The sequence below is a fragment of the Kribbella koreensis genome (assembly GCF_039525325.1).
Lineage (GTDB): Bacteria > Actinomycetota > Actinomycetes > Propionibacteriales > Kribbellaceae > Kribbella > Kribbella koreensis.
Map to the genome: position 1 here is coordinate 198,479 of NZ_BAAAHK010000004.1, position 23,747 is coordinate 222,225.

General features: G+C 67.5%; 27 protein-coding genes. 13 read left to right on the forward strand and 14 right to left on the reverse strand.

The annotated features are described in order from the left end of the window. Positions 1-79 precede the first annotated feature (79 nt). Positions 80-1,165: a phospho-N-acetylmuramoyl-pentapeptide-transferase gene (gene mraY, locus ABD116_RS09240; protein WP_343967003.1), complete on the reverse strand. Its 1,086-nt coding sequence runs from the start codon at positions 1,163-1,165 to the stop codon at positions 80-82. Between the two features lie 119 nt (positions 1,166-1,284). On the opposite strand from mraY, the gene ABD116_RS09245 reads away from it, so the two are divergent. Beyond that, a complete protein-coding gene (locus ABD116_RS09245) occupies positions 1,285-1,821 on the forward strand; it encodes a GNAT family N-acetyltransferase (protein WP_343967005.1) in 537 nt (178 codons plus the stop codon). Here ABD116_RS09245 and ABD116_RS09250 read toward each other — a convergent pair. Both ABD116_RS09250 and ABD116_RS09255 read right to left on the reverse strand, forming a co-directional pair. Continuing rightward, a complete protein-coding gene (locus tag ABD116_RS09250; RefSeq protein WP_343967007.1) occupies positions 1,721-3,019 on the reverse strand; it encodes an MFS transporter in 1,299 nt (432 codons plus the stop codon). The two genes, ABD116_RS09245 and ABD116_RS09250, sit on opposite strands and share 101 nt — an antisense overlap. Continuing rightward, the gene (locus ABD116_RS09255) at positions 3,019-4,443 is read right to left on the reverse strand and encodes an FAD-dependent oxidoreductase (protein WP_343967008.1); all 1,425 of its coding nucleotides are present in this window, start codon (positions 4,441-4,443) and stop codon (positions 3,019-3,021) included. The genes ABD116_RS09250 and ABD116_RS09255 overlap by 1 nt, the downstream gene beginning before the upstream one ends. Before the next feature lie 80 nt (positions 4,444-4,523). Between ABD116_RS09255 and ABD116_RS09260 the strand changes: the two genes are divergently transcribed. The 5 genes from ABD116_RS09260 to ABD116_RS09280 all read left to right on the forward strand — a co-directional run bounded on the left by ABD116_RS09260 (position 4,524) and on the right by ABD116_RS09280 (position 7,315). After that, positions 4,524-4,883 carry an ArsR/SmtB family transcription factor gene (locus ABD116_RS09260; RefSeq protein WP_343967010.1) on the forward strand — a complete coding sequence of 120 codons (360 nt, stop codon included), beginning with the start codon at positions 4,524-4,526 and terminating at the stop codon, positions 4,881-4,883. A gap of 47 nt (positions 4,884-4,930) precedes the next feature. Further along, positions 4,931-5,626 carry an arsenate reductase/protein-tyrosine-phosphatase family protein gene (locus tag ABD116_RS09265; RefSeq protein WP_343967013.1) on the forward strand — a complete coding sequence of 232 codons (696 nt, stop codon included), beginning with the start codon at positions 4,931-4,933 and terminating at the stop codon, positions 5,624-5,626. Continuing rightward, positions 5,623-6,372 (forward strand): aquaporin, encoded by a 750-nt coding sequence (locus ABD116_RS09270; protein ID WP_343967016.1) that lies wholly within the window; start codon positions 5,623-5,625, stop codon positions 6,370-6,372. The genes ABD116_RS09265 and ABD116_RS09270 overlap by 4 nt, the downstream gene beginning before the upstream one ends. Beyond that, positions 6,369-6,770, forward strand: a complete 402-nt coding sequence (locus ABD116_RS09275; RefSeq protein WP_343967019.1) for an arsenate reductase ArsC — start codon at positions 6,369-6,371, stop codon at positions 6,768-6,770. The genes ABD116_RS09270 and ABD116_RS09275 overlap by 4 nt, the downstream gene beginning before the upstream one ends. A 143-nt stretch (positions 6,771-6,913) precedes the next feature. Next, positions 6,914-7,315, forward strand: a complete 402-nt coding sequence (locus ABD116_RS09280; RefSeq protein WP_343967021.1) for a DMP19 family protein — start codon at positions 6,914-6,916, stop codon at positions 7,313-7,315. 12 nt (positions 7,316-7,327) lie between these two features. Here ABD116_RS09280 and ABD116_RS09285 read toward each other — a convergent pair whose 3' ends face one another. After that, positions 7,328-7,864 (reverse strand): hypothetical protein, encoded by a 537-nt coding sequence (locus tag ABD116_RS09285; protein ID WP_343967023.1) that lies wholly within the window; start codon positions 7,862-7,864, stop codon positions 7,328-7,330. A 242-nt stretch (positions 7,865-8,106) separates the two neighbouring features. Between ABD116_RS09285 and ABD116_RS09290 the strand changes: the two genes are divergently transcribed. Continuing rightward, complete coding sequence (locus ABD116_RS09290; protein ID WP_343967025.1) at positions 8,107-8,646, forward strand: hypothetical protein; 540 nt, start codon at positions 8,107-8,109, stop codon at positions 8,644-8,646. A gap of 213 nt (positions 8,647-8,859) precedes the next feature. After that, entirely contained in the window at positions 8,860-9,348 is a 489-nt protein-coding gene (locus ABD116_RS09295; protein ID WP_343967027.1) for a phosphotransferase, read from the forward strand. Between the two features lie 200 nt (positions 9,349-9,548). Here the strand turns inward: ABD116_RS09295 and ABD116_RS09300 are convergent, their stop codons facing one another. After that, positions 9,549-10,151: an HD domain-containing protein gene (locus ABD116_RS09300; protein WP_343967029.1), complete on the reverse strand. Its 603-nt coding sequence runs from the start codon at positions 10,149-10,151 to the stop codon at positions 9,549-9,551. Between the two features lie 177 nt (positions 10,152-10,328). Here ABD116_RS09300 and ABD116_RS09305 point away from each other — a divergent pair, with 177 nt between their 5' ends. Together ABD116_RS09305 and folK are read left to right on the forward strand one after the other, a co-directional pair. Next, a complete protein-coding gene (locus ABD116_RS09305) occupies positions 10,329-11,231 on the forward strand; it encodes an NADP-dependent oxidoreductase (protein WP_343967031.1) in 903 nt (300 codons plus the stop codon). 53 nt (positions 11,232-11,284) lie between these two features. Continuing rightward, positions 11,285-11,791 carry a 2-amino-4-hydroxy-6-hydroxymethyldihydropteridine diphosphokinase gene (gene folK, locus ABD116_RS09310; protein ID WP_343967033.1) on the forward strand — a complete coding sequence of 169 codons (507 nt, stop codon included), beginning with the start codon at positions 11,285-11,287 and terminating at the stop codon, positions 11,789-11,791. A 9-nt stretch (positions 11,792-11,800) separates the two neighbouring features. Here folK and map read toward each other — a convergent pair whose 3' ends face one another. Next, a complete protein-coding gene (map, locus tag ABD116_RS09315; protein WP_343967035.1) occupies positions 11,801-12,571 on the reverse strand; it encodes a type I methionyl aminopeptidase in 771 nt (256 codons plus the stop codon). A gap of 66 nt (positions 12,572-12,637) precedes the next feature. Between map and ABD116_RS09320 the strand changes: the two genes are divergently transcribed. Together ABD116_RS09320 and ABD116_RS09325 are read left to right on the forward strand one after the other, a co-directional pair. Beyond that, positions 12,638-12,928 carry a helix-turn-helix domain-containing protein gene (locus ABD116_RS09320; protein WP_343967037.1) on the forward strand — a complete coding sequence of 97 codons (291 nt, stop codon included), beginning with the start codon at positions 12,638-12,640 and terminating at the stop codon, positions 12,926-12,928. 39 nt (positions 12,929-12,967) lie between these two features. Continuing rightward, positions 12,968-13,507, forward strand: a complete 540-nt coding sequence (locus ABD116_RS09325; protein ID WP_343967039.1) for an AAA family ATPase — start codon at positions 12,968-12,970, stop codon at positions 13,505-13,507. Here the strand turns inward: ABD116_RS09325 and ABD116_RS09330 are convergent. Both ABD116_RS09330 and ABD116_RS09335 read right to left on the reverse strand, forming a co-directional pair. Continuing rightward, entirely contained in the window at positions 13,504-14,016 is a 513-nt protein-coding gene (locus tag ABD116_RS09330; protein WP_343967041.1) for a GNAT family N-acetyltransferase, read from the reverse strand. The genes ABD116_RS09325 and ABD116_RS09330 overlap by 4 nt on opposite strands. Continuing rightward, entirely contained in the window at positions 14,013-14,849 is an 837-nt protein-coding gene (locus ABD116_RS09335) for an alpha/beta fold hydrolase (protein ID WP_343967043.1), read from the reverse strand. Before ABD116_RS09335 ends, ABD116_RS09330 begins: the two co-directional genes overlap by 4 nt. Positions 14,850-14,996: 147 nt before the next feature. On the opposite strand from ABD116_RS09335, the gene ABD116_RS09340 reads away from it, so the two are divergent. Continuing rightward, positions 14,997-15,635: a LuxR C-terminal-related transcriptional regulator gene (locus tag ABD116_RS09340; protein ID WP_343967046.1), complete on the forward strand. Its 639-nt coding sequence runs from the start codon at positions 14,997-14,999 to the stop codon at positions 15,633-15,635. Here ABD116_RS09340 and ABD116_RS09345 read toward each other — a convergent pair whose 3' ends face one another. The 6 genes from ABD116_RS09345 to ABD116_RS09370 all read right to left on the reverse strand — a co-directional run bounded on the left by ABD116_RS09345 (position 15,636) and on the right by ABD116_RS09370 (position 23,551). Next, positions 15,636-17,543 carry an ABC transporter ATP-binding protein gene (locus ABD116_RS09345; RefSeq protein WP_343967048.1) on the reverse strand — a complete coding sequence of 636 codons (1,908 nt, stop codon included), beginning with the start codon at positions 17,541-17,543 and terminating at the stop codon, positions 15,636-15,638. Then, complete coding sequence (locus tag ABD116_RS09350; RefSeq protein WP_343967050.1) at positions 17,522-20,590, reverse strand: lantibiotic dehydratase; 3,069 nt, start codon at positions 20,588-20,590, stop codon at positions 17,522-17,524. Before ABD116_RS09350 ends, ABD116_RS09345 begins: the two co-directional genes overlap by 22 nt. A 10-nt stretch (positions 20,591-20,600) precedes the next feature. Further along, positions 20,601-21,881: a lanthionine synthetase C family protein gene (locus ABD116_RS09355; RefSeq protein ID WP_343967052.1), complete on the reverse strand. Its 1,281-nt coding sequence runs from the start codon at positions 21,879-21,881 to the stop codon at positions 20,601-20,603. Positions 21,882-22,143: 262 nt separating this feature from the next. Next, positions 22,144-22,272 carry an FDLD family class I lanthipeptide gene (locus ABD116_RS09360; protein ID WP_343967054.1) on the reverse strand — a complete coding sequence of 43 codons (129 nt, stop codon included), beginning with the start codon at positions 22,270-22,272 and terminating at the stop codon, positions 22,144-22,146. A 41-nt stretch (positions 22,273-22,313) separates the two neighbouring features. Continuing rightward, positions 22,314-22,472 carry a hypothetical protein gene (locus tag ABD116_RS09365; RefSeq protein ID WP_343967056.1) on the reverse strand — a complete coding sequence of 53 codons (159 nt, stop codon included), beginning with the start codon at positions 22,470-22,472 and terminating at the stop codon, positions 22,314-22,316. Beyond that, on the reverse strand, positions 22,469-23,551 hold the full coding sequence (locus tag ABD116_RS09370) for a radical SAM protein (protein ID WP_343967058.1): 1,083 nt from the start codon (positions 23,549-23,551) through the stop codon (positions 22,469-22,471). The genes ABD116_RS09365 and ABD116_RS09370 overlap by 4 nt, the downstream gene beginning before the upstream one ends. Between the last annotated feature and the right edge of the window lie 196 nt (positions 23,552-23,747).

Consider the following 23,747-nt stretch of genomic DNA (forward strand, 5'->3'; position numbering starts at 1 on the left):
CGACCCTAGGAGCTCCGGTGGGCAGGATGTGCGGACGAGTTGCGAAGATTCTGTGCAGATCGGGTCGGCGTCTGCGGGGTCAGGCGAGCCAGGAGGCGTAGAAGATTCCGAGGCCCAGTGCCACCGAGATTCCGGCGATGATCCAGAACCGGATCACCACGGTGACCTCGTCCCAGCCCAGGTGTTCGAAGTGGTGGTGGATGGGGGTGATCCGGAAGATCCGGCGGCCGGTTCCGGTGAGTCGCCTGGTCAGTTTGAAGGTGATCATCTGGAGCAGGACGGACAGCGTCTCGAGGACGAACAGTCCGGCGATGACGATCAGCAGAAGCTCGGTACGGGACATGATCGCCAGCCCGGCCAGGGCGCCGCCGATGGCGAGCGAGCCGACGTCGCCCATCATGATCCGGGCGGGCTTGGCATTCCACCAGAGGAAGCCGACACATGCCGCGGCGATGGCGGTCGCGAAGACTGCGAGGTCGAGAGGGTCGCGCACCTGGTAGCACTGGGACTCCACGACTTCGGGCCGCGAGGAGCCACACAGCTGGTTGTTCTGCCAGATGTTCACGATCGTGTACGCGCCGAAGATCAGCGCCGAGGAGCCGGCCAGCAGGCCGTCGGCACCGTCGGTGAGGTTGGCGCCGTTGGAGGTTGCGGCCACGATGAACCAGATCACCAGCAGGACCACGACCAGGGGCAGCTTGATCCCCCAGTCGTGGGTGGTGGAGAGGTACTGCGAAGCCGGCCTGACACCGCGCTCGTCGGCGAAGAACTGCGTCGCCAGTACTCCGAAGACGAGCGCGATCAGCGTCTGGCCTGCCATCTTGGCCCGGCCGCTCAGACCCTGGTTGTTCTGGGTGTAGACCTTGATGAAGTCGTCGAGGAAGCCGATCACGCCGCAGCCGAGGAACAGCAACATCAGGAGCCAGGCACTGGTACTGGGCCGCCCGCCGGTCAGGATCGTTGCCGCCAGGTACGCCGCGGCGGCGCTCAGCAGGATCACCAGACCGCCCATGGTCGGCGTACCGCGCTTGACGTGATGGGTGGTCGGCCCGTCGTGCCTGATCGGCTGGCCGAAGCCGTGCCGGACGAACCACCCGATCGCGATGCGGGTCCCCAATAGCGAGCAGATCACCGCAAGCGCGCCGCTCAGCAGTACCGCCCGCACAAACGGTCAGCCCCTTTCGGCCGGTCGAGGTGGTCGTCTCGCGTGCCCATTCTGGGGGGGTACGAGAGTCAGGCAGCCGTTTGAACACGGTGAGCTGCAGGTTCCTGCAGACTGTGGGGATGGAGCTTCGAGAGGAACTTCCGGGTGATGACCAGGCTGTGCGGGAGGTTCACCTGCAGGCGTTCGGCGATCATGGCGGTGTTGTTGCTGAGCTGGCTGGCGCCTTGAGGGAGACCAGTGGTCTTTCGTTGGTCGCTGAGCAGGACGGCCGGGTGGTGGGGCATGTGATGTTCAGCGGCAGTTTGCTGGATGCGGCTCGGCGGTTGGTCGAGGTGCAGGTGCTGAGCCCGGTGGGTGTGAGGCCTGAGGTTCAGCGGCGCGGTATCGGGGCGGCGCTGATTCGGCACGGGCTCGAGATCCTTGGGAGACGAGGGGTTCCGCTGGTGTGGTTGGAGGGGGATCCGGGGTACTACTCGCAGCTCGGGTTCCAGGCCGGGGGCGGGCTGGGGTTCCGGCGGCCGTCGTTGCGTATCCCTGAGGGTGCCTTCCAGATCGTCAGGCTTCCGGCGTACGAGCCCTGGATGACGGGGACGCTTGTTTATCCGGATGCGTTCTGGCGGCATGATGCGGTTGGGCTGCGTGATCCCGACGCCTAGTCAGGGCGAGGAACAGTCCGGCGGTGATGCAGGCTGCGGCGGCGCCGAGGATGAGAGGCCGGTAGCCGGTGATGGCGGTCAGGGCGGCTGCGGCGAGTGGGGCTGTGGCGCGGCTGATGGTGGTGGGGGTGCCGAGAATGCCGGCGATGGTGGCGTAGCCCTCGTCGCCATAGCGGTCGAGCAGGATGGCGGGGGTTGCGATCGAGGCGACGCCGAAGCCGAGGCCGAAGAGAATCAGGCTGATAGCCGCGCCGGTGACTGTGCTTCCGATAAAGGGAAGTAGGGCGATGGCGACGCCTTGCAGGGTGATGATGCCGGCGGCGACGAGTGTGATGGGTAGCAAGCGTTTGGCCACGGTGGTGATGATGCGGCCGGTGACCGACAGCAGGCCCAGCAGGCCGGTCAAGGTGGCGGCGACGGTTGGTGAGTGGCCGAGTTGGGTCAGGTACGTGACGAGGTGGACGGCCATGACGGCGAGGGCCGCGCTGTGCAGGATGAAGGCGCAGGCGATCAGCCAGAATCCGGCGTCGCGTAGTACTCGGGTAGGTGACCTGGGTACGTGGTGAGTGCCTGTCGACGTTGCTGGACGGGTATGGCGGAGTCCCACCGCGTGCAAAGGCACGGTGATCAGGGCGACGACGGCGGCCAGGACGACCAAGGCGTTGCGCCATCCGTAGGCGTGGATGAGCTGGCCGGTGAGTGGGATGAAGATCGAGCTGGCGAAGCCTGCCACGAGGGTGATGCCGAGCAGGGCATTGCCTCGCTTCGCAGGTGCGGTGACGGCGACGAGGATGGCGAAGGCCGGCTGATAGAGGACCATCGCCGAGGCGGCGCCGATCGCCACGAAGACGGCGTAGAGCTGGGCTGGTGTCTGGACTTGCGACCAGGCGAGGACGGCAACGGTCGCCACGAGCGAGCCAGCGGTCATGACTCCATGGCCACCGCGGGCGTCGAGCCAGCGGCCGACTGGGATGGCCATGGCGGCGCTGACGAGTACTGCGGTGGTGAGTGCTCCGGTGGCTGTGGTGGTGGAGATCCGGAGATCGTGGGTCATCGGGGCGAGGAGTGCGCTGAAGGCGTAGTACAGGACGCCGTAGCCGATGGTGGTGGTGATGGCGAGCACTGCGACGACGTCGCGACGCTGTCCGTTGCGGCGATCGCCAGTGCCCGAGGCGATCGCCGCAGCGGGGTGGTTCATCAGTTGCAGCAGCTCGACTGGTTCGTTGGGGCGTTGTCGATGACGGTCAGCAGGCCGCCGCTGATGCCGGTGGCCAGGCCGCGTCCGGCTGGTGCGGAGATCTCGACGGCTTGTGGGGCGGGGCCGCAGCATCCGCCGGCTGCCTCGTCGTTGGAGTCGCCGTACGCGAGGTTGGAGGAGCAGACGCCGGTTTCGGGGAGGTCGAGTTGGACGTCCCGTGCGGCTTCCCAGTCGCCGGCTAGGGCGGCTACGACCGAGCGGGCCTGTTCGTAGCCGGTGGCGAGGAGGAAGGTTGGGGCTCGGCCGTAGGACTTCGCGCCGATCGCGTAGTAGCGGGGTTCGGGGTGGGCTAGTTCGTCGGCGCCGTGCGGCGGTACGGTCCCGCAGGAGTGCTGGTTCGGGTCGATCAGCGGGGCGAGGGCCCGGGTGGATCCCATGATGGAGTCCAGGTCCAGGCGTAGCTCGCTGACCATGTCGTGGTCGGGGCGGAAGCCGGTGGCGTTGACCACGGTGTCGGCGATGACGCTTCGTTCGCCGGCGGTCAGCTCGACCCTGCCGTCTGCGGTACGGGTGGCGGCTTCGATGCGGAAGTTGCTGGTCAGCTCGACTTTGCCGGACTGGACGAGCCTCTTCAGTCGGGTGCCCAGGGCGCCGCGGGCGGGGAGTTCGTCGGACTCGCCGCCTCCGTAGGTACGGGCTTGGTTGGAGTTGCGTACTACCCAGACGATCTCGGTGCCGGGTACCTGTTCGGCGAGTTCGCCAAGGTCCAGGAGGGTTGTGGAGGCGGAGTGGCCGGCGCCGACTACCGCAGTACGACGTCCTGCGAAGCGGTCTCGGTCTCGGCCCAGTACGTCGGGGAGCGCGTGGGCAATGCTGTCGGTGATGTCGGATTCGCCGCGGGCCGGGATGCCGGAGCCGCCGAGGACGTTCGGGCGGCGCCAGGTGCCGGTGGCGTCGATGACGGCTGAGGCGAGGAGCTCGGTACCGTCGGCGAGGCGGATCAGGAACGGTGCTTGCTCGCGGCCCGCAGTACGGAGGCGGTCGTAGCCGACTCGGGTCACCGCTGTGACAGCTGCGTTGTAGCGGATGCGGTCGGTCAGCTCGGGAGTCTTGACGAGTGGGGCGAGGTAGGAGTCGATCAGGTCGCCGCCGGTCGGGAGCTTGGCGAGATCGGGCTCGATCCAGCCGGACTGCTCGAGCAGGCGGCGCGCGGCGCTGTCGATGTCGTAGCGCCAGGGGCTGAACAGCTTCACGTGCCGCCACTCCTCGATCGCGGCGGCGACGGTGGGGCCGGACTCCAGTACGAGGAAGTCCAGGCCGCGCTCGGCTAGGTGGGCGGCGGCGGCCAGGCCGACTGGGCCCGCGCCGATGACCACGACCGGTCCCGCCGGTGCGGCAACGGTGGCGGGGTTCTGCTCGCTCACGGTCGATCTCCTGTCTCGATGTTCGTCTAATCAGTGATGTCCACCTTGCCTCTTGATTCGATAGGAGTCAAGATAGATGTATGTCTAAACAGAAGATCGCCGTTCAGGTCGCCGGGGGTTGCTGTGCGCCGATCTCTGAGGCGGCTCTGGATGCTGAGGGTGCAGCTGAGGGGGCGGCGGTGTTCAAGGCGCTGGCCGATCCGATTCGGCTCCGGCTGATGTCGATGATCGCGTCCGCCGACGGCGAGAGCTGTGTGTGCGATCTGACCCCGCCGTTCGATGTGAGTGGGCCGACCATCTCGCATCATCTGCGGGTACTACGTGAGGCTGGTCTGGTGGACTGCGAGCGGCGCGGCACCTGGGTCTACTACTGGCCGGTGCGTGAGCGGTTGCAATGGATCTCCGCCCTGCTTGCCACGCCGGCCAGCGCGTCGGCCTAGCTGCCGGCGGTTTGACTCTCTGAAATACCTCAGTGATCATTGAGTCAATGGATACTGAGCGATCGACCTTGACTGAGCGAGCGCGGATTCACGCCGCTCTCGGGGACCCGGCGCGGCTGGCGATCGTCGACACCTTGGTCGCCGGTGACGCCGCTCCCGGTGAGCTGGGCGCGGTACTGGATCTGCCGACGAACCTCATCGCCCATCACTTGAAGGTGCTCGAGGAGGCCGGCCTGGTTGCGCGTTCCCGGTCTGAGGGTGACCGCCGGCGTACGTACGTGCGGCTGGTGACCGAGGCGCTGGAGTCCGTGGTCACCCCCTCGCTGGCGACGCCGCCGCGGGTGGTCTTCGTCTGTACGCACAACTCCGCTCGCTCGCAGTTGGCCGCGTCGATCTGGTCGCGCCGCAGCCACATCCCGGCTCTGTCGGCTGGTACTCAACCTGCTGCCAAGCCGAATCCCCGCGCCGTCCGGGTCGCCCGCAAGCACGGCCTTGATCCGGCTGGGTGGCGGACGGCCCACGTGCGTGACGTGGTCGAGCGAGACGACCTCGTCGTTGCGGTGTGCGACATCGCGTACGAGCACCTCCCGGCCGAGTCGCGGCCGCGACTGCACTGGGCCGTGCCGGATCCCGCGGCGGTCGACACCGACGCGGCGTTCGAGGCCGCGTACGCCGAGATCGCCGGCCGGATCGACCGGTTGGCGCCTGTTCTTTCGCACGATGAGTCGGTGGGGCGCAGGTGAGCAACGCGGCGGTGTTGTGGCGACGAGTGGTCGCGGAAGCAGTTGGTACCGGGCTATTGGTGACTGTTGTCGTCGGGTCGGGCATTGCGGCGTCTTCGTTGTCGCCGGGGGATGTCGGGTTGCAGTTGTTGGAGAACTCGTTTGCTACGGCGCTCGGACTCGGAGTGCTGATCCTGATGTTGGGGCCGGTGTCCGGGGCGCACTTCAACCCGGTCGTGTCGGCTGTCGACTGGTGGCTTGGGCGGCGTACCGGCGCGGGACTGACGTCGCGAGAGCTGACTGCCTATGTTCCTGCCCAGATCGTCGGTGCCATCGCCGGAGCCGTGCTGGCGAACCTCATGTACGCCAAGGCCGCTGTGTCCTGGTCGACCACCGATCGCAGTACCGGGCATCTCTGGCTCGGTGAGATCGTCGCCACGGCCGGACTCATAGTGCTGATCTTCGCGCTCGGGTGGTCCGGTCGCGCAGCGGTCGCGCCGGCAGCCGTGGGGGCCTACATCGGCGCGGCGTACTGGTTCACGTCGTCGACGTCGTTCGCCAATCCCGCGGTGAGTATCGGCCGTGCCTTCAGCGACACCTTCGCGGGAATCGCGCCCGGATCCCTGGTGGGGTTCGTCGTCGCGCAACTCTTCGGTGCGGTCGTTGGAGTCGGCTTGCTGGCGATCCTGTACCCGGATGCCGGCCGGGCCGCCGACGAAATCGTCACCCCACACACCGACACCACAACTACTGGAGCAACCACGTGAGCAAGCCAGTTGTCCTGTTCGTTTGCGTCCACAACGCCGGCCGGTCCCAGATGGCTGCTGGGTGGCTTCGTCATTTGGCGGGAGACAGTGTTGAGGTGCGGTCGGCGGGGTCGGAGCCGCGCGATCAGATCAATCCTGTTGCTGTCGAGGCGATGCGGGAGGTTGGTGTCGACATCACTGGCGCGGTGCCGCAGCTCCTCGAGACCGAAGCGGTTCGCGGGAGCGATGTCGTCATCACCATGGGCTGTGGCGATGCGTGCCCGATCTTTCCTGGTAAGCGTTACGAGGACTGGGAACTCACCGATCCGGCCGGCCGGCCGATTGAGGTCGTACGCCAGGTGCGTGACGAGATTCGCGGTCGCGTCGAGAAGCTTGTCGGCGAACTCCAGAGCAGCTGACTACCGACGTCCGGCCCAGTCGGTCGTCCGTCCGTGGTTCGGAAGCACCATGTCTCAGATCGGCCATTCGTTGGCCGGGAGGTCGTCGTTGGTTTTGACGGTCATGGTCGGGAACCTAGCAACGTTGCTAGTAGGTTCGGCTTATGGCTACTGATGTCTGGGAATTTTATGAGCAGTATGCGGAAGAGGACAGGTCCTCGCTGAATGAGCGGGATCGGCAGGTGCTGGCGATCTGCGATTTCCGGCAGGAAGTGAACTCGGGCGGATTCGACTCGTATTTCCGGTACTGGGGTGGGGACACCGCGTTGACGGCGGTGGCCGGGCTGCCGCGGCTGCTCGGGGCCGGCTGGGCTGAGCTTCTGGGTGAGGCCGTTGCGCTGTTCGGAGTACCGTACGCGCTGGATTCTGATGATCGGGCGGAGAAGATCGGCCGCGACTCCCTCGAGGCGGCGCTGGGTGAATTCGATCAGCGGTTCCGCAAGTTGGAGGTTTCCACCGGCGCCGACGCCCGGCTCGCGGAAGCCATCGGCGCCAACCGGACCTGAGGCGACAAGCCGCTACCAGTTCGAGTCGACGCCGTGGAAGGTGATTCCGCGGTGGCGACAGGCTTCGGCCAGGTTTCGGTCTGCGGTTTTCAGGTCGGTGGGGTTGAGGAGCATCAGGTCGGCGAAATAGCGGAAGCCTGATGGTGAGGGGTCGGTTCGGGAGTCCACCAGGATGTGGGGGAACGGGCCGCCGGTCTTGGTGCCCAGCGACCACATGATCTGGCGTGAGCCGCGTTCGAACACGATGTGGCGAAGGTCTGACCACGGGATCGTGTCTCTGACCTCGCCGCGGTACGTCCAGACGAGTGCGTTGTCGCGGTCGAGCAGTTGACCGGTGGAGCAGGTTCGGGCCCACCACATTGCGCGTAGGGCACCGGCCAGGACGAATGCCAGAGCGATGAGGATCAGGTTGAGTTCGTTGAGACCGATGCTTAGTCCGAGGAATACGAGTCCGGCCGACGCCGGCAGAACGGCGCCTTTCCAGGCGCCGTACGCCGTTGCCCTGACGAGCACGGATTCGGTGCTTTCGCTCGGCCGGTTGTCGCCCATAAGGGCAAGTATTGGTGATGGTCGACTGGCGTTGGTTGGGGTGGCTTCAGGGTTGGGGGTGGTCGCGTGGCGCGGCCTCGGTTCCTGGTGGTTGGAGGGCGTGGTTGCCTTCGAAAGGCTTGTGATTCAAGCGTTTCATCCCTTGGTGGGGTCTTGCCAGGGCGGTGCTGAGCAAGCAAAATCGAGCACGGTGAGCGATCTGAAGCTCACGGGGGTTGTATCCAACGAGGGGGGAATTTGGCATGCGCTTTTTTCGATCACGTCGGATTGTCGGAGCTGTCGCGGCGGCTGGGTTGTCGCTGGGTCTGGTAGCTGCCGGTAGTGGGCAGGCCTGGGCGGCGTACAGCGGCTTCGGCTGGGAGAGCGGTGGCGTCCAGGGGTGGGCCGTCGACTGGGACGGGACGTCGATCTCGTCGTCGACCACGTACAAGTTCGCCGGCACCCGCTCGCTGAAGCTGCCGCAGACCGGGGAGCAGTACGCGGGCTACCGTTCGGGTTCCGACCTGACCGGGATCGGGGTCGGCTCGGTGGTGACCTTCAAGATGTACCTGCCCGCCAGCGCCAACCACCCGATCGAGGCCAAGGGCTACGTGACGGACGGCAACAACGGCTCGTTCATCGAGCGGTTCGGCCAGCACATCGTCCTCACACCGGGCGCCTGGAACACGTTCACGCTGACGATTCCGGCCGTCACCAGCATCGAGGGCATCGGCGTGGAGGTGGACAACCCAGGCTGGACCGGCGCCGTCTACCTGGACGCCGTCAGCTGGACCGCACCCTGATCTAGCACCACCTGCTTTCAGCCGCCCCGGTCGCGCATCAGTCGGCGCGACCGGGGGCGGTTCTGCGTCACGTAGCGTGCGGTGGGTGGGCGAGATGTCTGAAGACATGGAAGAGGTGTTGACCGGAGGCAACGTGGCCGCGGAGGTCGTCCGGGTTGGGGCGACTGTGCGGAAGCCGTCGCTTGCTCGTTCTCGCTGGACGAGTTGCGTCGCGTGGGCAGGCTGATTCGCGAGCTGCATGATGCGATGGAGAGCTTTCAGGCGCCGCCGGATATCGCTTGGCAGACGCTGGTACCGGAGCCTTCAGGGGGTGACCTGATCGGTCACAACGACCTCGCTCCGTGGAATCTGATCCGCGACGGCCAGCGCTGGGTGTTCATCGACTGGGACAACGCCGGGCCGTCGACGCGGCTGTGGGATCTCGGGTACGCCGCGACGGCGTTCGTACCGTTCGCGGCAGGAGGCGACGTCGAGGTCGACGGCCCGCGTTTGCGTGCCCTGGCGGACGGCTACGGACTCGATCGGGAGCAGCGGCTGGCGTTCCCCGCGCAGATCGCCGCCCGTACTTCGGGAGCGCACGAACTGCTGGTCCGCGGCCACCGTACGGGCGAGCAACCCTGGGCGCGCCTCTACGCAGAAGGCCACGCAGACTATTGGGGTCCGGCCGCCGCCTACATCAAAAACACCACGACACCTGGATAGCAGCCCTCATCGCGAACTATCCCAGCTCCTAGGCGTCCCTTACTCGCCGCCGCCGCCGCAGCCGGCCGCTGCTCAGTAAACGCCAGACGGGCGCTTTGCTGGTGCTCTTGTGTAAGCGGGCGCAGCACGCGCTTCAGGGCCGGTGGGAGCGCTTGGCGTAGCTCGCGACGTAGGAGCGAGGCGTAGCGGGGCGCGTGGGATCAGTTGGCGTCGAGGGGGTTGGTGAGCATTCTGGAATCGAGGTTGGAGTTGATGGCTCGGGCGGCTGAGCTGGTGGGTTTTCTGGTGGCTTGGGATTTGAAGCAGGTCAGGAATTCTTCGACGAGGTTCAGGCGGGGGTGTTTAGCCAGGACTTCGGCTCGGAAGGCGGGGGTGAAGTCGTCGGGGTTTTTGCCGGCTATGTCCAACGCCGCGGCTCGGGAGATCAGGTGGCCTTCGGGGTCGGTGGTTACGTCTACCTCGGGCCACATGTGGCGGACGATGACTTCGGCCAGGCGGTCGCGGCGGGCAGCGGGCCAGCCGGCGCCGGTGGCGAAGACTCGGGCTATGTGGCCGGCGGCCTCTTCGAAGGAGAGGGTGTGGTTGTCGAACTCGGTGACCAGGCCGATGTCGTGGAGCATCGCGGCCACGAACAGCAGCTCCGCGTCATACGCGATGTCATGTTCCCTCGCGTAGGCCGCCGCCCAGATGAAGACGCGGTGTGAGTGGCTCTGCAAAGACGGCGACTGGTACGCCGAGGCCAGCTCGAGGGCCGCCGCCGAGGCGGTCGTGGAGGGGATCACGAGGTCATCCAAAACGATCATGCTTCGACGGTACGACCGGGAAGGCCTGCCCGACTGGTCCATTCGGAGGCCGGCCGGCTGGGCCATTCGCCGCGAGAATTGGCCCAGCGCAACAGTCGGCAGGTGGACCACTGATGGCGGGCCACACGTGAGTACCGTCGGAAGTACCAGCAGAAAACCACTACCGCGAGGACCATCATGCGTGCCATCACTGTCCGGGATCGCGAGGCCGGTGTCGCCGGGCTGTCCCTGACCGAGCTGCCCTACCCGCACACCTCCGAGAACGACGTCATCGTGCAAGTCCACGCCGCCGGCTTCACCCGGGGCGAGCTCGACTGGCCGGGCACGTGGACCGACCGCGCCGGCCGCGACCGCACCCCGAGTGTTCCCGGTCACGAACTCTCAGGCGTCGTCGCCGAGGTCCCCGTCGGCACCACCGGCCTCACCGTGGGGCAGCGGGTCTTCGGGTTGGCCGATTGGACCCGCAACGGTTCGCTCGCGGAGTACACCGCAGTCGAAGCCCGCAACCTGGCGCCGCTGCCGGCGGGTGTCGAGCACGTCGATGCGGCCGCACTGGTGATCTCCGGCCTGACGGCCTGGCAGGCGCTGTACGACCACGCTCAGTTGAAGGCAGGCCAGACCGTCCTCATCAACGGCGTCGGCGGTGCCGTCGGCTCCCTCGCCGTACAGCTGGCCTGGGAGATCGGCGCCGAGATCATCGGTATCGGCCGTGCCGCCGACGAGGACCGCGCCAAGCAGTTGGGCGTCCACAAGTTCGTCACCGTCGAGGAGCTGGAGAAGGCCGGCCAGGTCGACGTCGTACTGGACGTGATCGGCGGCGAGGTCCTCACCCGCTCCACGGCGCTGGTACGACCCGGTGGCACTCTCGTCACGATCGCCGAACCGCCGACCGTCCAGCCCGCCGGCGGCCGTGCCCTGTACTTCGTAGTCGAGCCGAACCGCGACCAGCTGATCCAACTGGCGACCCGGCTCCGCGACGGCCGCGTGACCCCGCTGGTCAACAGCGTCCGCCCGCTCGACGAAGCTCCCGACGCCTTCGCCGCCCGCGGCCGGACGATCATCAAGGTCACCGAGGACTGACATCCCCGTGCTGAGACACTTGCCGGACGACCGCGAGTGGTGGAGGCGATGGGATGACGCGTGCGGTGCTTGCCTTGGGCTCCAATCTGGGCGACCAGGAAGCCAACCTGCGCAAGGCGTTGGATGGGCTCGACGAGTATCTGGTGGAGGTGTCCGGGAGTTACTGGACACCGCCGTGGGGGGATCCGGATCAGCCTGAGTACCTGAACGCGGTGGTGCTGGTCGAGGGTGATGTGACGGCGGGTGGCTGGCTCGAGTTGGCGCACGGGCTCGAGCAGGCCGGCGGGCGGGTGCGGGATCCTGAGCGGAGGTTCGGGCCACGGACCTTGGACGTCGACGTGATCGCGGTGTGGGACGGCGATGAGCAGGTCGTCCAGGATGATCCGGTACTGACCCTCCCGCATCCTCGTGCCCACCTGCGCGCGTTCGTGCTGGTACCGCTCGCGGAGATCGCGCCAGAGATCGAGCTGGCCGGCCACGGCGCGATCACCGACTTGCTGAAGACCGACGAGGTCGCCGCGGACGTACCGACCGTACGACCCGGCCCGCCACTCCGATAGCTGCCCTCGTTACCTCGGGAGCGTGATGATTTCGGCTCCGTCGGGGGTGATGGCGATGGTGTGTTCGCTGTGGGCCGTGCGGGAGCCGGTGGCGCTGCGGAGGGTCCAGCCGTCGTCGTCGGTGACGAGTTCGTCGGTGTCGACCATCACCCAGGGCTCGAGGGCGAGGAGCAGGCCGGGGCGGAGCTTGTAGCCGCGACCTGCGCGGCCGGTGTTCGAGATGTGCGGATCCTGGTGCATCGTCGAGCCGATGCCGTGGCCGCCGAACTCGGTGTTGATCGGGTATCCGGCCGCGCTGAGGACCGTACCGATGGCGTGGGACAGGTCGCCGATACGTGCGCCAGGTTTGGCCGCAGCGATCCCAGCGGCCAGTGCTCGCTCGGTCGCGTCGATCAGCGCGACGCTCTCGGCCGGCTTCGAGTCGCCGACGATGAAGCTGATCGCCGAGTCCGCGGCGACTCCACCGAGCAGGACGGCGAGGTCGAGGGTGACCAGGTCGCCGTCGGCTAGGGAATAGTCGAACGGCAGTCCGTGCAGCACGGCGTCGTTGACGGAAGTACAGATGTAGTGTCCGAACGGGCCGCGCCCGAAGGACGGCTCGTAGTCGACGTAGCAGGACTGGGCGCCGGCCTCGTCGATCATGGTGTGCGCCCACTGGTCGATCTCCAGCAGGTTGGTCCCGACCGTGGTCTTGCTCTTCGCCGTCTGCAGGATGTCGGCGACCAGGGCGCCGGTGTCCTTGGCTCGGGTCAGTTCGCTGGGGGTCAGGATCTCGATCATGTGGGGCCCTTCATCACGCAACCAATAACTATCCCGGTAATAGTATCCCGGTACTATCATTGGATCATGGTCAGACTGCCGCTCACCCCCGGAGAGGTCGAACGCGGACAACGCCTCGGCGCTCTGCTGCGTCGCGCCCGGGGCGAGCGCTCGATGCTCGAGACGGCACTCGACGCTCGCGTCTCCCCCGAAACCCTCCGCAAGATCGAGACCGGCCGGGTCGCCACCCCCGCCTTCCCGACCATAGCCGCCATCGCCGACGTCCTCGGCCTCTCCCTCGACGCCGTCTGGGCCGAAATCAACCCACCCGAGCCCCACGCCGGCCCAGCCCCCACCCGCGAGCGCATCGCCTCGTAGTCGCCGCATTTCGTCGGAGGCGTCGTCTAGGGTCGCCGGATGACTGGGGATGCGACGACGCGGCTGGTGGTGCTCCGGGGAAACTCAGCGTCGGGCAAGAGCACTACGGCGAAGGAGTTGCGGCGGCGGATCGGCACCGGCGTCGCCTGGGTCGAGCAGGACTACCTGCGGCGGACGCTGCTGCGCGAGCACCCCTGGGACGGCGCTCCGAATGTCGGGTTGATCGACCTGGCTGCGCGGTATGCGCTGGACAGTGGATATCACGTAGTACTGGAAGGCGGTCTGTACGAGCCGCACTACGGCAAGATGCTGCGCCAACTCGTCGCGGATCACGTGGGGGTGACCGGCGTGTACTACTTCGAGATCCCGTTCGACGAGACGGCTCGGCGGCATCTGACCAAACCGTTGGCGGCTGAGGTGACGGTCGAGCAGATGCGCGAGTGGTACCAGCCGGACGACTTCCTCGGCGTACCGGACGAGAAAACCATTGGCTCGTCCAGCTCCCTGGACGACACAGTGAACCGCATCATCACCGACCTCGCCTGGTACACCGGGGGCAAGGTCGAGCGACCGATCTAGGGGCGGGGTAGGACGTACCGGAGCATGTGGCCGGATTCGGTGTGCTCTGTGGGGTCGGCTGCGGCTTCGAAGTGGAAGCCGGTGCATTCGGCGGTCGCGCGGGAGGCGGTGTTGAGTTCGTCGATGATGGCGACGGCTCGGGTGATCGGCCAGGTGGTGAAGGCCCAGGTGGTGACCAGGGGGATCGACTCGGTGGCGACGGCCTGGCGGCGACTGGGTGGGAAGATTACGTAGGACAGGTAGGCGTCGCCGCTGCCGCGGTTCGCGATGTCGATGCCTCCGGCAAGGATGTCCTCCAGCCAGATTGCCCAATGGCGCTTGGATCCTGAGGTCGCCCAGGAGTTGCGGGACTGCTCGACGTGACGGACGACGTTCTCGCGTGGGGCGGGGCCGGGGGCCTCGAACCAGCGTTGTTGTTCCTCGTCGTCGCCGGCCATCCACGCGTCGATGTCAGCCATGGTGAGCACCTTTAGGGTCACCCTCGGGCCGGTCAGTACGGGCCAGGTCACAGGAAGTTCCTCAAGACGGAGGTGAAGGCGGCGGGGTCGTCCAGCCAGGGGAAGTGGCCGGCGGCCGGGTGTTCGATGAAGGTGCCGTCGGCAAACAAATCAGCGAACTCGGCGACGGTCGCGGGCGGCGCTCCCAGGTCAAATTGGCCGGCTGTCAGAAGTACAGGCGCTGGGAAGGTCGCGAGCGCGGCGCGGGTGGAGTGCGGTGTGTACGCCCCCTCGGCCCCGTAGATCCGCGCCGCCGAATCGTTGCGCTGAGCATCCTCCGCGGCCTGATGCGCTTGAGCAGCCGCATCCCAACGCCCGTAGGAAAACGGCGCCAGCGCCGCCCAGTTCTCCGCCGCGTGATCTCCTGCGCTGACCGCCTCCAACGCCCGGTACGCCGAAGCGAACCACGCCTCACCCTTCCGCAACCGAGCCTGCGCCAGCCGCGTCTCGGCGCTGATCGTGAGGCCGGCCGCGTACACGCTGGGCGTGATCAGCAGGAGCTTGCGGATGCGCGACGGGTAGCGAGTCGCATACAGAACCGCCAAGTTGGCCCCAGCCGAGTGCCCCAGCAAATCCAGTTGCTCCAGCCCCAGCTGCTCGCGCAACGCCTCGACGTCCTCAACCTGCCGATCACACCGGTACGAATCCGCGTCAGCCGGTACTTCGGAAGCCCCCGACCCCCGCAAATCCAGCATCACCAACGTCCGGTACTCCCCAAGCCCACCAAGCTCCCCGAGATACTCCGAAGCCTGCATAGGCCCGCCCGGCAAGCAAACAACCGGCGCCCCGTCGCCGGCCACGTGGTAGGCCAGCTTGGTCCCGTCAGGCGCAACGAAGGTAGGCATACCGCCGACCCTGTCAGCCACCTCCGCACCGGGCAACCGGATTACGTCGTACCCGATGGGGCAGCACCCCCGTCCCTCAACGGTGTCCGCCGGGAAGGCAGCAATCACCACCCTGAACGGTTCACTGGAACAGTGGTGGAACTCTCGATGGACGCAGACCCGGCAGAGCCGCCGGTGTCGGTCGTCGTCGCGGACGGACACCCGGTCATCCGCGGCGGCCTGCGCGCGATGCTCAGCACCCAAACCCGCTACCGCGTACTAGCCGATGCCGACAACGCCCGCGACACAGTCCGGGCGGTGACGGTCCATCGCCCCGACGTCGTGGTCATCGACCTGGACCTGGGCGGCGTCGCCGCGATCACCGAGATCCGCCGCTGCGGAGCGCGCGTCCTGGTGTTCACCATGGCCGACGAGGACGCCGCGATCGTCTCCGCCCTCCAGGCCGGCGCCGGCGGCTACATCCGCAAGAACGCATCCCCCGAACAGATCACCCGCGCGATCTGCGGAGTCGCGGCCGGCGACGTAGTACTAGGCCCACCCTTCGCCGCCCGCCTCGCAGAACTCCTGCTGCCGGTCCCGACCGTACGAACCGACCTCCCCGACCTGACCGCCCGCGAACGCGAAGTCCTCAGCCTGCTCGTCGAAGGCCTCCCCAACTCCGCCATCGCCCGCCGCCTGACCCTCGCCCCGAAAACGATCAGCAACCACCTCTCGGTCATCTTCGGAAAACTCCAGGTCGCCTCACGCGCGGACGCGGTCATCCTCGCCCGCCAGGCCGGCTGGTAGTCAGACCGGCTGGTACGCCGCCGCCTGCAGGTTGTAGAGCTCGGCGTACGGCCCATCGCGCCTGATCAGCTCACCATGGTCGCCGTGATCGACGATCCGGCCGTTCTCCATCACCACGATCAGATCGGCATGCCGGACGTTCGCGAGCCGGTGCGTGATCAGCAGTGTCGTCCGCCCGCCGTCGCTCAGCCTGCGCAGCGACTCGAACACGGCTTGCTCGGCGCGGGCGTCCAGCGCGGCGGTGGGCTCGTCGGCGATCAGGATCGGCGCGTCGCGGTAGAGCCCGCGGGCCACGCCGATACGTTGCCATTGGCCACCGGACAGATCGCGGCCGTTGCTGAACTGACGCGACAAGACGGTCTCGCCACCAGCCGGCAGCCCATCGATCACCGTGTCCGCGCCTGACGCGTTGATCGCCGCGGTCAGCGCCAGACCATCCGGGTCGGCCCGTTCGAGCCGCCCGATCCGGATGTTGTCGTGAGCCGACATCGGCCACCGCGCGGGTTCCTGCAGAACGACGGCGATCTGCTCGTACGCCGAATCCGCCTCGACCGTCGCAAGATCGGTACCGTTCCAGCGCACCCGTCCGGCGGTCGGCTGGTAGAGCCCGGTCAGCACCTTGACCAGGGTCGTCTTGCCGGACCCGTTCTCGCCGACGAACGCGATCGTCTGGCCCTTCCGGATGGTCAGGCTGATGTCCCGCAACGCGGGCTCGGCCTGCCCCGGGTAGCTGAACTCGACCTGCTCGAGCACGAACTCCTCAGGATCGCCAGGTGCCTGTGCATCGGTCGGTGGACGAGTCCGCCGCCTCGCCTGCTCCAGCAGGGCGGTGAACAGCTCAATGTAGAGCGTGTTCTCGTACAACTGGTTCACCACGTGCACTGACCGCGTCAGAGTCGACGCAGCCATCCGCATCGCCACTACCGCAGTACCGGCGAGTGCGAGCGGCAGGGCCCCGTCATAGAGCATCCATCCGAGTACTGCGAACCCTGCCCCGGTCCCGACCCCACGGGCAGCTCGGCCGAGCAGTTGTACTTTCGACCGCGCCATCTCGACTCGCTGGTTCTCTGCCGTCAGGAGCGCGGTGATCCGAAGGTATTCGGTCAATAGGGCCGGACCGGCCGTACAAGCCCGTAGCTCCGCAGCTGTCTTGCGATCGATGATCAGCTCGCTGGCGATCGCCTGACTCCGCCGCTCCGCCACCATGTCCAGGAAGGACTGGTGTGCGAGCCGTGCGGCCCTGGTCGCCGCCCAGGCCTCAGGCAGCACGGTCACAACCACGAGCGGCGCCAGCAGCGGGTGCAGCAAGCCAGTGGCGGTGACTGCTGCAGCCAGCTGAATGGCGGCGCCGGCGAGGTCGGCGATCGCCTTGACGCTGGTCTCGATGTTGCGGACGCCGTCGTCCTGGGCCTGCCGGAGGATTTCCAGGAACTCGCTGTCCTCGAAGGCGATCAGGTCGACTCCGACCACCGCCTCATGTAGCTCCAGCTGCGCGGTCTGATGGACTCGCGCACGGAGCACGGCATGTACTGCGCCTTCGGCGGCCTCCAGCACCGCACGGGCCGAGAACAGCGACACCACAGTCAGTACGGCGGGCAGCGCATCGGTCAGACGATCCGGTGTGGGTCCGCCTGCCAGCAGGGCAGTCAGTACGTCGGCAGTGGCAAGGAGACCAAAGGCAGTCGCGCAGCCGCTGGCCACCGCGAGTACAGCGGCCACGACTGTCATCCAAGGGGACGCTCGCCAGGCCAACCGCAGCACTAGCCGAGCAGCTGATGGCAGCGACGACAACACCTTCCACATGCCGGAGCGGGAGGCTTCCTGGCTGGCCAGCGCCCAGTCAGGAGTCGCCAGGTCCTGGATGCCGACCAGCGGCCGCGCCGTCGTCACCTGCGCGGCTCTCGCCACGGCGCCCGGGCGAGGCTCTCCCTGGTCCTCACGAGCAGGCCCAGCACACGCTGCTCGGGCGGATGACCGCAACCCAGGTAGCGGTTGCAATGCATGTGCACAAAGCTCCTGGCCAGGTCGTACTTCGTGGTGCTCAGCTCTCCTCGCTGGCTCAACTCGTCAAGCTGGCGTGCGATCTCTGACACCTTCGCGGCTCGCCGCGCCAGCACCTCGGCCGCAGCCGGATCGAGCCAGTTCGGATCGCCTAGTACCGTCCGCAGCTCCCGCTGCTTCTCCCGGAACTCCTCCGACGTGGCCTTGCGATCCCTGACCCGCTCCCTGCAGTTCTGCTCCCGCTCATCCGGCGCCAGGCCGAGTGAGGCGAGCAGGTGATCGACGGTGTAGACCCCGAGCAGGGTCCGGTCGTTGTCGAGTTGCCTGTTCGCGCGGAGCTCCAGCAGCTCGGCCGCGGCGATGCTGTCGGCCTCGAAGAGGCGCTCTGCCAACTCCATCCCGGCAGGGCCGCCGTACCGCTCGACCTCTTGGTCGTAGGTGTCCAAAGCGAACCGCTGCAGGTAGCCGCCCTCAACCAACTCAGCTCCCCAAGCAAGCAACTTCGGTGCGAGCTCGCTGGCCAGTACTGCGGGGTCGCCATGCCAACGGACCCGTAGATGCGGCTCGGGGTCGGCGTACCGCATGAAGAACCACGAGTCGGCCGTGCGGTCGGCCAATGCTCGCGCACTGAACTCACGGACGGGCCCGGCCGCCAAGTCGTCCTCGTACGTCGGCAGCACGTACAGCTTCGTGTAGAGCCAGTCGCTACCTGGCGGCCGCAAGTATGACCGCTTGGAGTCGACAACAACAGGAGAACGCCGTACTACGTGGTGCTCCTGCACGGCTTCCCGCAATACGACCGGTACGACGAGCTCGCTGAGGTATGTGCCGTTGCTGCCGGCTACCCAGGCCTGGTCCGGCCCTGGGAGCGCCTCGAGGAGCCGGATTGTCTCCTTGCCCTTGTGAGCCTGCTCGAACAGCTGAGCCACGTGGTTGGGGTCGTCGAGGTCCAGCAGCAGGCGGTTGTCCGACGAACCGAAGTACACCCGCCGCGACACGTTCCACCGGGCCTGCCAGGTCTTGAAGGCAGCAGCGAAGACCTCTGCCGACTCGGTGGCGAGCACTCCCGGGTCCAGCCGCCAGACCGCCGGAGCGAGCACCAGCCGCCCGACCTGGAGCCGCGGCAGGAACGGGAACCGCGCAACCGGTCCCCAGTCGAAGCTGCCGGTCATCGCGCGACCGTCCCGGCTCACCTCGTCCAGGAAGCGCACGACATCGGGTGCGCCCATCGCGTTGAGCATGTGGCCGGCGGACGGCACCACCTCACGTCCCTGGTGCCGGATGACGAACCGGTCGTGTTGCACCGCGACGACAAGCTCGTCCACCCGTAGCTGCTGCTCTTCAGGAGCACTGGGGGTCAGGCCGAAGGCAACCTCGCGCTCCCGGACCAGCGGCCGGATCGCGACGTTGTTGCTGCGCGCATAACGTGAGGTGTAGCTGATTTCGGCGAAAAGCTTGCCCGGGTTGCGTTCTGAGTCGGCGGCGGCCGCAGTACGGAGGCCCGCCAAGGCCGGTTCGCCGATCAGGTCGGCGAACCGGCCGAGCACCCGGCCTGCCGAACCGCTGGCTAGGTTCGGGCCGACCACCAGCTGGAAGTCGCCGGTGTCCAGGGCCTCGGCAGAGGTGGCCGCGACGAGCACCACGACGTCCAACGACGACGGGGACCGCTCGGGCTCGAAGTCGTCGGAGCTGAGCTTGTCCAGTAGCTCCTGGGACAGCTCGACGACCAGTCGGCCGTCCTTGATCGCATCCAGCGCCAGCTCAGTCAGCAAACGCTCGCGCCCACCGTGGTCATGGTCGTGGTGGTCGTCACCCTCATGGTCCGGCGAGCCCAGCCCCAGTTCGGGATCGAGCAGCTCCAGCAGCGGTACTTCGCGGTCCTGCCCGTACCGCTCCTGGAAGTCGTTGCGGTACTTCTTCAGCGCACCCGTACCTCGCGGGTGCGGTGACAGTCGCAGCAGCAACTCGGCCAGGCGCGCGGCCTCGTCGGCGATCTCCTGGTTGACCTTCTTGCCGACCGGTGCCAGTGCCAGATCAGTCTGGAAGGGTCCCTTCTCGGCCGGCCCCTCGTAGATCGTCCGGGCCCTCGCGACCAGCTTGGCGTACCCAGCGACAGCCTGCTCAGGGTCCAGCCGGTCCCACTCGGCCAGCTCGTCCAGCAGGTCTGTCAGGGCTGCTGCTTCCTCTGCTGCCGCGGGGACAGCGCGCAGGAGGTCGGCGACGTAGCGGGCCGGCTCGGGGACAGTCAGGGGCGGCCGTAGCTCGGTGAGGAGGACTGTCTGCTCCCACAGTTGAGCGAGGAACGGCTCTACCTTCTCTGGCGGGGCACCGCTGGCAGTGAGAGCGCAGAGCAGTTCGGCGTACGGGACTGGCTTGTGGGCGGTGCTGAGCGCAGTACGGACTGCCGGTGTCGCACGGAGGTTGATCGCGCGTGCTGCCTCGCTGGCATCGTCGATGACGGCTCGCTCGGTCAGGAAGAGGCGGTCGGCCCGGATGCAGGCCGCTGGGTTGGCGTACCAGCGCAGACCGGCCCGTACCTCGGGACGCTTCTCCAGGTCGGCGACCAGGCCTAGTAGCCAGCCCATGTCCGGTCTGGTGCGTGGCCGGGCTGCCTCGGCGTCCATGAAGAGGTCTGTGTGGTCACCCCACTCGGCTACCGCCACGCCGGCGAAGGTGCCGAAGGGGGTCGGCCGCGCGGACATCCTGATCAGGTAGCGCAACAAGCTGCTGTTGAGGCGCCGTGCGGACTTGACATCGGTAGCGGGCTTCTCCAACGCCTGGAAGAGATCGCCCGCACCGACGGCCAGCGCTCGCTGGATCTGTGGGTCGGACGGCAGCGCGGTCCCCGGCGCGGTCGGGATCGATCCACCCGTCAAGGTCAGGTAGTCCTCGACCGGTAGCAACGGCGTGCGCACCATCACCCAGTCCAGCGGTTCGTACAGTCCCTTGCTCACGACGCCTCCCTCAGGCCATCAACAGGAGCCGGTCCCACACCGGATCCACCGCGGTCGTCGCCGCGAGCAATGCCAGCGCCGCTCCCGCGGCACCATCCAGCAGACCGACGCTCTCGTTCCGGGCACCCTCGGTCTCCAGCGCGTAGTACCCGGTACGCAGCTCAGGATCGAAGAGCTCCAGCAACCGCTCGACCTGCCCGGCAGCCTCCGCTTCGAACGCTCCGGCCGCCGTGACCTCAGCCGGTACTGCGACATCGCCGGCGGTCGCGGTCTCGGCGGCGAACAGCGAGGTCAGCTGGAGCAACCCGCCGACGCCGTGGCACAGCCCTGGCGAGTTGTCGATGCCCCGGACGTTCGAAGGGCGGCGGTAGATGCCGTCCATCGTCTCGAGCGCCTCGGCGCGCAGCCGGTCGTCACCAGTGGCCCGTCCCGCCAGCCAGAGCGCTCGGGCGACTCCGGCGCTGCCGTAGCACCACGCGTTGTGGGCAGCGTGACGTGGAGTCGGCTCGCGCTCCGCTCCGATCGACCAGCCCGGTCCCCACTCGTCGTCGCACCGTTGGTCGACCAGCCAGTGGGCCACTCGCTCGATCGCCTCCAGTTGCCCGTCGACCCGCTGGCCGGCGTCGTACGCCAGAGCCAGCAGCGCAAGCGGGCCGGGGATGCCGTGCGCGAGTCCGAGGTTGTACATGCCGGCCGGGAAGATATCGGACAGCATGGCCGGGCCGAGCGTCTCCGGTGAGACGAACCAGTTCGGTCCGCCGGGTCCGATGCCGCAGAATGCGACCAGGGCTTCGAGGATCTTCGGCAGGGCCTCGGCAACGGCCGGTTCGTCCTTGCGGAGCAGGAGATAGCCGGTGATCCCGGACAGCCCGGAGATGACGTCGTACTCCACGATCGGCCGGTCGTAGGGCTTGGCCGTGAACTCCTCGGCCAGGCGGACAGCACCACGGGTCACGCGGTCGTCCAAGCCGGCCAGCAGTCCGGCGTACCGGGTGCCGCCGCGGGACAACGACCAGGCGGTGAAGGCGAGACCGCCGAGCCCGTTGAACAAGCCCGGCTCGGTGTTCGCCGTCTCTTCGATCTCGCGCACCGACAGCTTGACGCATTCGTGCGCCGCGACGTCCCAGCCCTGGTCCGGATGAATCCGGTCCAGCTGCCCGAACAGCACCGCCGCTCCAGCCGTGCCTTCGAGCCCACCGGCGTACTCCGGATCCCCCGCCACCACCTGCCGAACCAGCCCGGCGACCTCCAATGCCCGACGCCCGGCCCTCTCCGCAAGCACCCCGGACACGACCGGCCGCCACCTCCGCCCCGACGTGTGACCATCGGCGGCACGCACCGCCTGCTGTGTCATCGGAGCCCGGCCTTCCGCCGTCCGCCGCGCCACGCCGGGTCCACGAGGTGGAGGTCGGGGTCGAACTCGTCGAGCGTCGAGGTGGTCATCTGTTCTCTCCTTGCGCGTCAGTCCCGGGTGAGGCGAGGCTGTGGGTGGTGGACCGCCGGGCTCCACCCCGTGCGGGCGGCTGGCGCCCGGCGGCCTTCTCTTGGGTCGCCTAGCCGCAGCAGTTGGACCGGACGCTGCAGTCGCAGGACGTCTGGGTCGGATCCGGGTGGCGGGTCGGCTGCATCGCTTCGTCGATCCGCAGATCCAGGTCGAAGTCGTCGAGGATGGCTGTCGTCATGGTTTCTCCTTGTCTTGTTGGTGGCCGGCAGGCTGCTCAGGTCAGGCGGTGCAGCGGTCGCCCTTGGTCGTGCACTCCGGACAGAGCGTTCGGAAGCTGCATTCGCAGGACGTCTGGGTCGGGTCGGGGTGACGCTCCGGCCTGATGGCGTCGTCGATCCGCAGATCGAGGTCGAAGTCGTCGAGGACTGCTGTGGTCATACCTTCTCCTTGAGGTGTCGGTCCGCCGCCGGAGCAGGAACTGCCGGCAACGCAATGAACTCCGGCCTGCGGGCGATCCGCTGCTGCGTCTCACCCGAACCGAAGTGCTCGTCGAGCCGGCGGACGGCAACCGCCCAGCCGGTCATGTCGGTCACCGAGGCGAACACCTCGGCGAGGAAGGGATCGCGGCGGTACTCGTGCACCCGCGCCCAGACCTCCGCGGCGGATTCGGTCAGCAGACTGCCGGCCGTCCACTCGAGGAACGGGTACACCCGCACGCTGCCGTCGGCCTCCACCTCCATGAAGCCGGTCTCCGGCTGGAGGTTGTCCGCCGACGGGCGCCAGGCCTGGTAGGCGTCGAGCCCGAGCGTCACGCCACGCGGCGCCAGTGAGCGCAGTTCGGCACCCAGTTCGTCACTGGTCAGCTCGGCGCACAACTGTTCGGTGAGAAGTTCGTGCTCGGCGAATCCGGCACGGCTGGCCAGTCCGTTCGGCAGACAGGCATCGAGATTGGCCACGGTGACCTCGGGGAAGCGGTGCAGGAGCTCCCCGCAGTACTGGCGGAGCTGGCCGAAGTTGCTCCTGGTCACGCAACAGTCGATCCCCAGGTACGGGACCCACTGGCCGCGCCTGCGCCGGTCGTCGATGCCCGCTCCGAGCAGTTCGAGGGCACGGGTCGCGCGGTCGAAGGAACCGCGACGGCCACGGATCGCGTCGTGCATCTCGGCGGTGGCGCCGTCGACGCTGACGTGGATCGCGTCGAAGCTGTCCAGGATCGGGTCGATCAGATCCGGGCCGATCGTCCAGCCGCTGGTCCAGACCGAGACCCCGACATCGGCGGCCCGGATCTGCTCGGCCAGCTCGTAGACGCCCGGCACGATCAACGGCTCACCGCCACCGAGGCTGATCTCGTACGGCTCCAGGGAGATCATCGCGTCGACGACGCGCGACTGCTCGGGCCGGCTCAGCTGACGGGTGGGCCTGCGGCCGGACTCGGTGTAGCAGTGCACACACCGCAGCGGGCAGGCGTAGGTGAGTTGCCAGACGATCCCTCTGGGCGCCGCTACGTTGGCTGTCATCGCATCCCCTCCGCTCGTAACGACCAGTTGAAGCGGTCGCCGAACGTGCGGCACAGGGGGCCGGGCCGGGAAAAACCGGGAAGATTTCCCGTGCTGCCCGGCGGCGTGCCAACGGCTTTCCCCAGCGGGCAGAAAGGGCCGCCCGATCAGTGATGTCGCGGATCCGCAGGCACTTCTTCGAGGTATCCGGGCGGAA

What these genes read in the sequence shown, in the direction of transcription:
- folK (WP_343967033.1), top strand. Translation starts at nt 11,285, where the DNA reads ATGACGCGTGCGGTGCTTGCCTTGGGCTCCAATCTGGGCGACCAGGAA.
- ABD116_RS09305 (WP_343967031.1), top strand. Translation starts at nt 10,329, where the DNA reads ATGCGTGCCATCACTGTCCGGGATCGCGAGGCCGGTGTCGCCGGGCTG.
- ABD116_RS09265 (WP_343967013.1), top strand. Translation starts at nt 4,931, where the DNA reads ATGGATACTGAGCGATCGACCTTGACTGAGCGAGCGCGGATTCACGCC.
- ABD116_RS09285 (WP_343967023.1), bottom strand. Translation starts at nt 7,864, where the DNA reads ATGGGCGACAACCGGCCGAGCGAAAGCACCGAATCCGTGCTCGTCAGG.
- ABD116_RS09365 (WP_343967056.1), bottom strand. Translation starts at nt 22,472, where the DNA reads ATGACCACAGCAGTCCTCGACGACTTCGACCTCGATCTGCGGATCGAC.
- ABD116_RS09250 (WP_343967007.1), bottom strand. Translation starts at nt 3,019, where the DNA reads ATGAACCACCCCGCTGCGGCGATCGCCTCGGGCACTGGCGATCGCCGC.
- ABD116_RS09290 (WP_343967025.1), top strand. Translation starts at nt 8,107, where the DNA reads ATGCGCTTTTTTCGATCACGTCGGATTGTCGGAGCTGTCGCGGCGGCT.
- ABD116_RS09340 (WP_343967046.1), top strand. Translation starts at nt 14,997, where the DNA reads ATGGACGCAGACCCGGCAGAGCCGCCGGTGTCGGTCGTCGTCGCGGAC.
- ABD116_RS09300 (WP_343967029.1), bottom strand. Translation starts at nt 10,151, where the DNA reads ATGATCGTTTTGGATGACCTCGTGATCCCCTCCACGACCGCCTCGGCG.
- ABD116_RS09335 (WP_343967043.1), bottom strand. Translation starts at nt 14,849, where the DNA reads ATGCCTACCTTCGTTGCGCCTGACGGGACCAAGCTGGCCTACCACGTG.
- ABD116_RS09280 (WP_343967021.1), top strand. Translation starts at nt 6,914, where the DNA reads ATGGCTACTGATGTCTGGGAATTTTATGAGCAGTATGCGGAAGAGGAC.
- ABD116_RS09360 (WP_343967054.1), bottom strand. Translation starts at nt 22,272, where the DNA reads ATGACGACAGCCATCCTCGACGACTTCGACCTGGATCTGCGGATCGAC.
- ABD116_RS09245 (WP_343967005.1), top strand. Translation starts at nt 1,285, where the DNA reads ATGGAGCTTCGAGAGGAACTTCCGGGTGATGACCAGGCTGTGCGGGAG.
- ABD116_RS09320 (WP_343967037.1), top strand. Translation starts at nt 12,638, where the DNA reads ATGGTCAGACTGCCGCTCACCCCCGGAGAGGTCGAACGCGGACAACGC.
- ABD116_RS09325 (WP_343967039.1), top strand. Translation starts at nt 12,968, where the DNA reads ATGACTGGGGATGCGACGACGCGGCTGGTGGTGCTCCGGGGAAACTCA.
- ABD116_RS09370 (WP_343967058.1), bottom strand. Translation starts at nt 23,551, where the DNA reads ATGACAGCCAACGTAGCGGCGCCCAGAGGGATCGTCTGGCAACTCACC.
- ABD116_RS09260 (WP_343967010.1), top strand. Translation starts at nt 4,524, where the DNA reads ATGTCTAAACAGAAGATCGCCGTTCAGGTCGCCGGGGGTTGCTGTGCG.
- map (WP_343967035.1), bottom strand. Translation starts at nt 12,571, where the DNA reads ATGATCGAGATCCTGACCCCCAGCGAACTGACCCGAGCCAAGGACACC.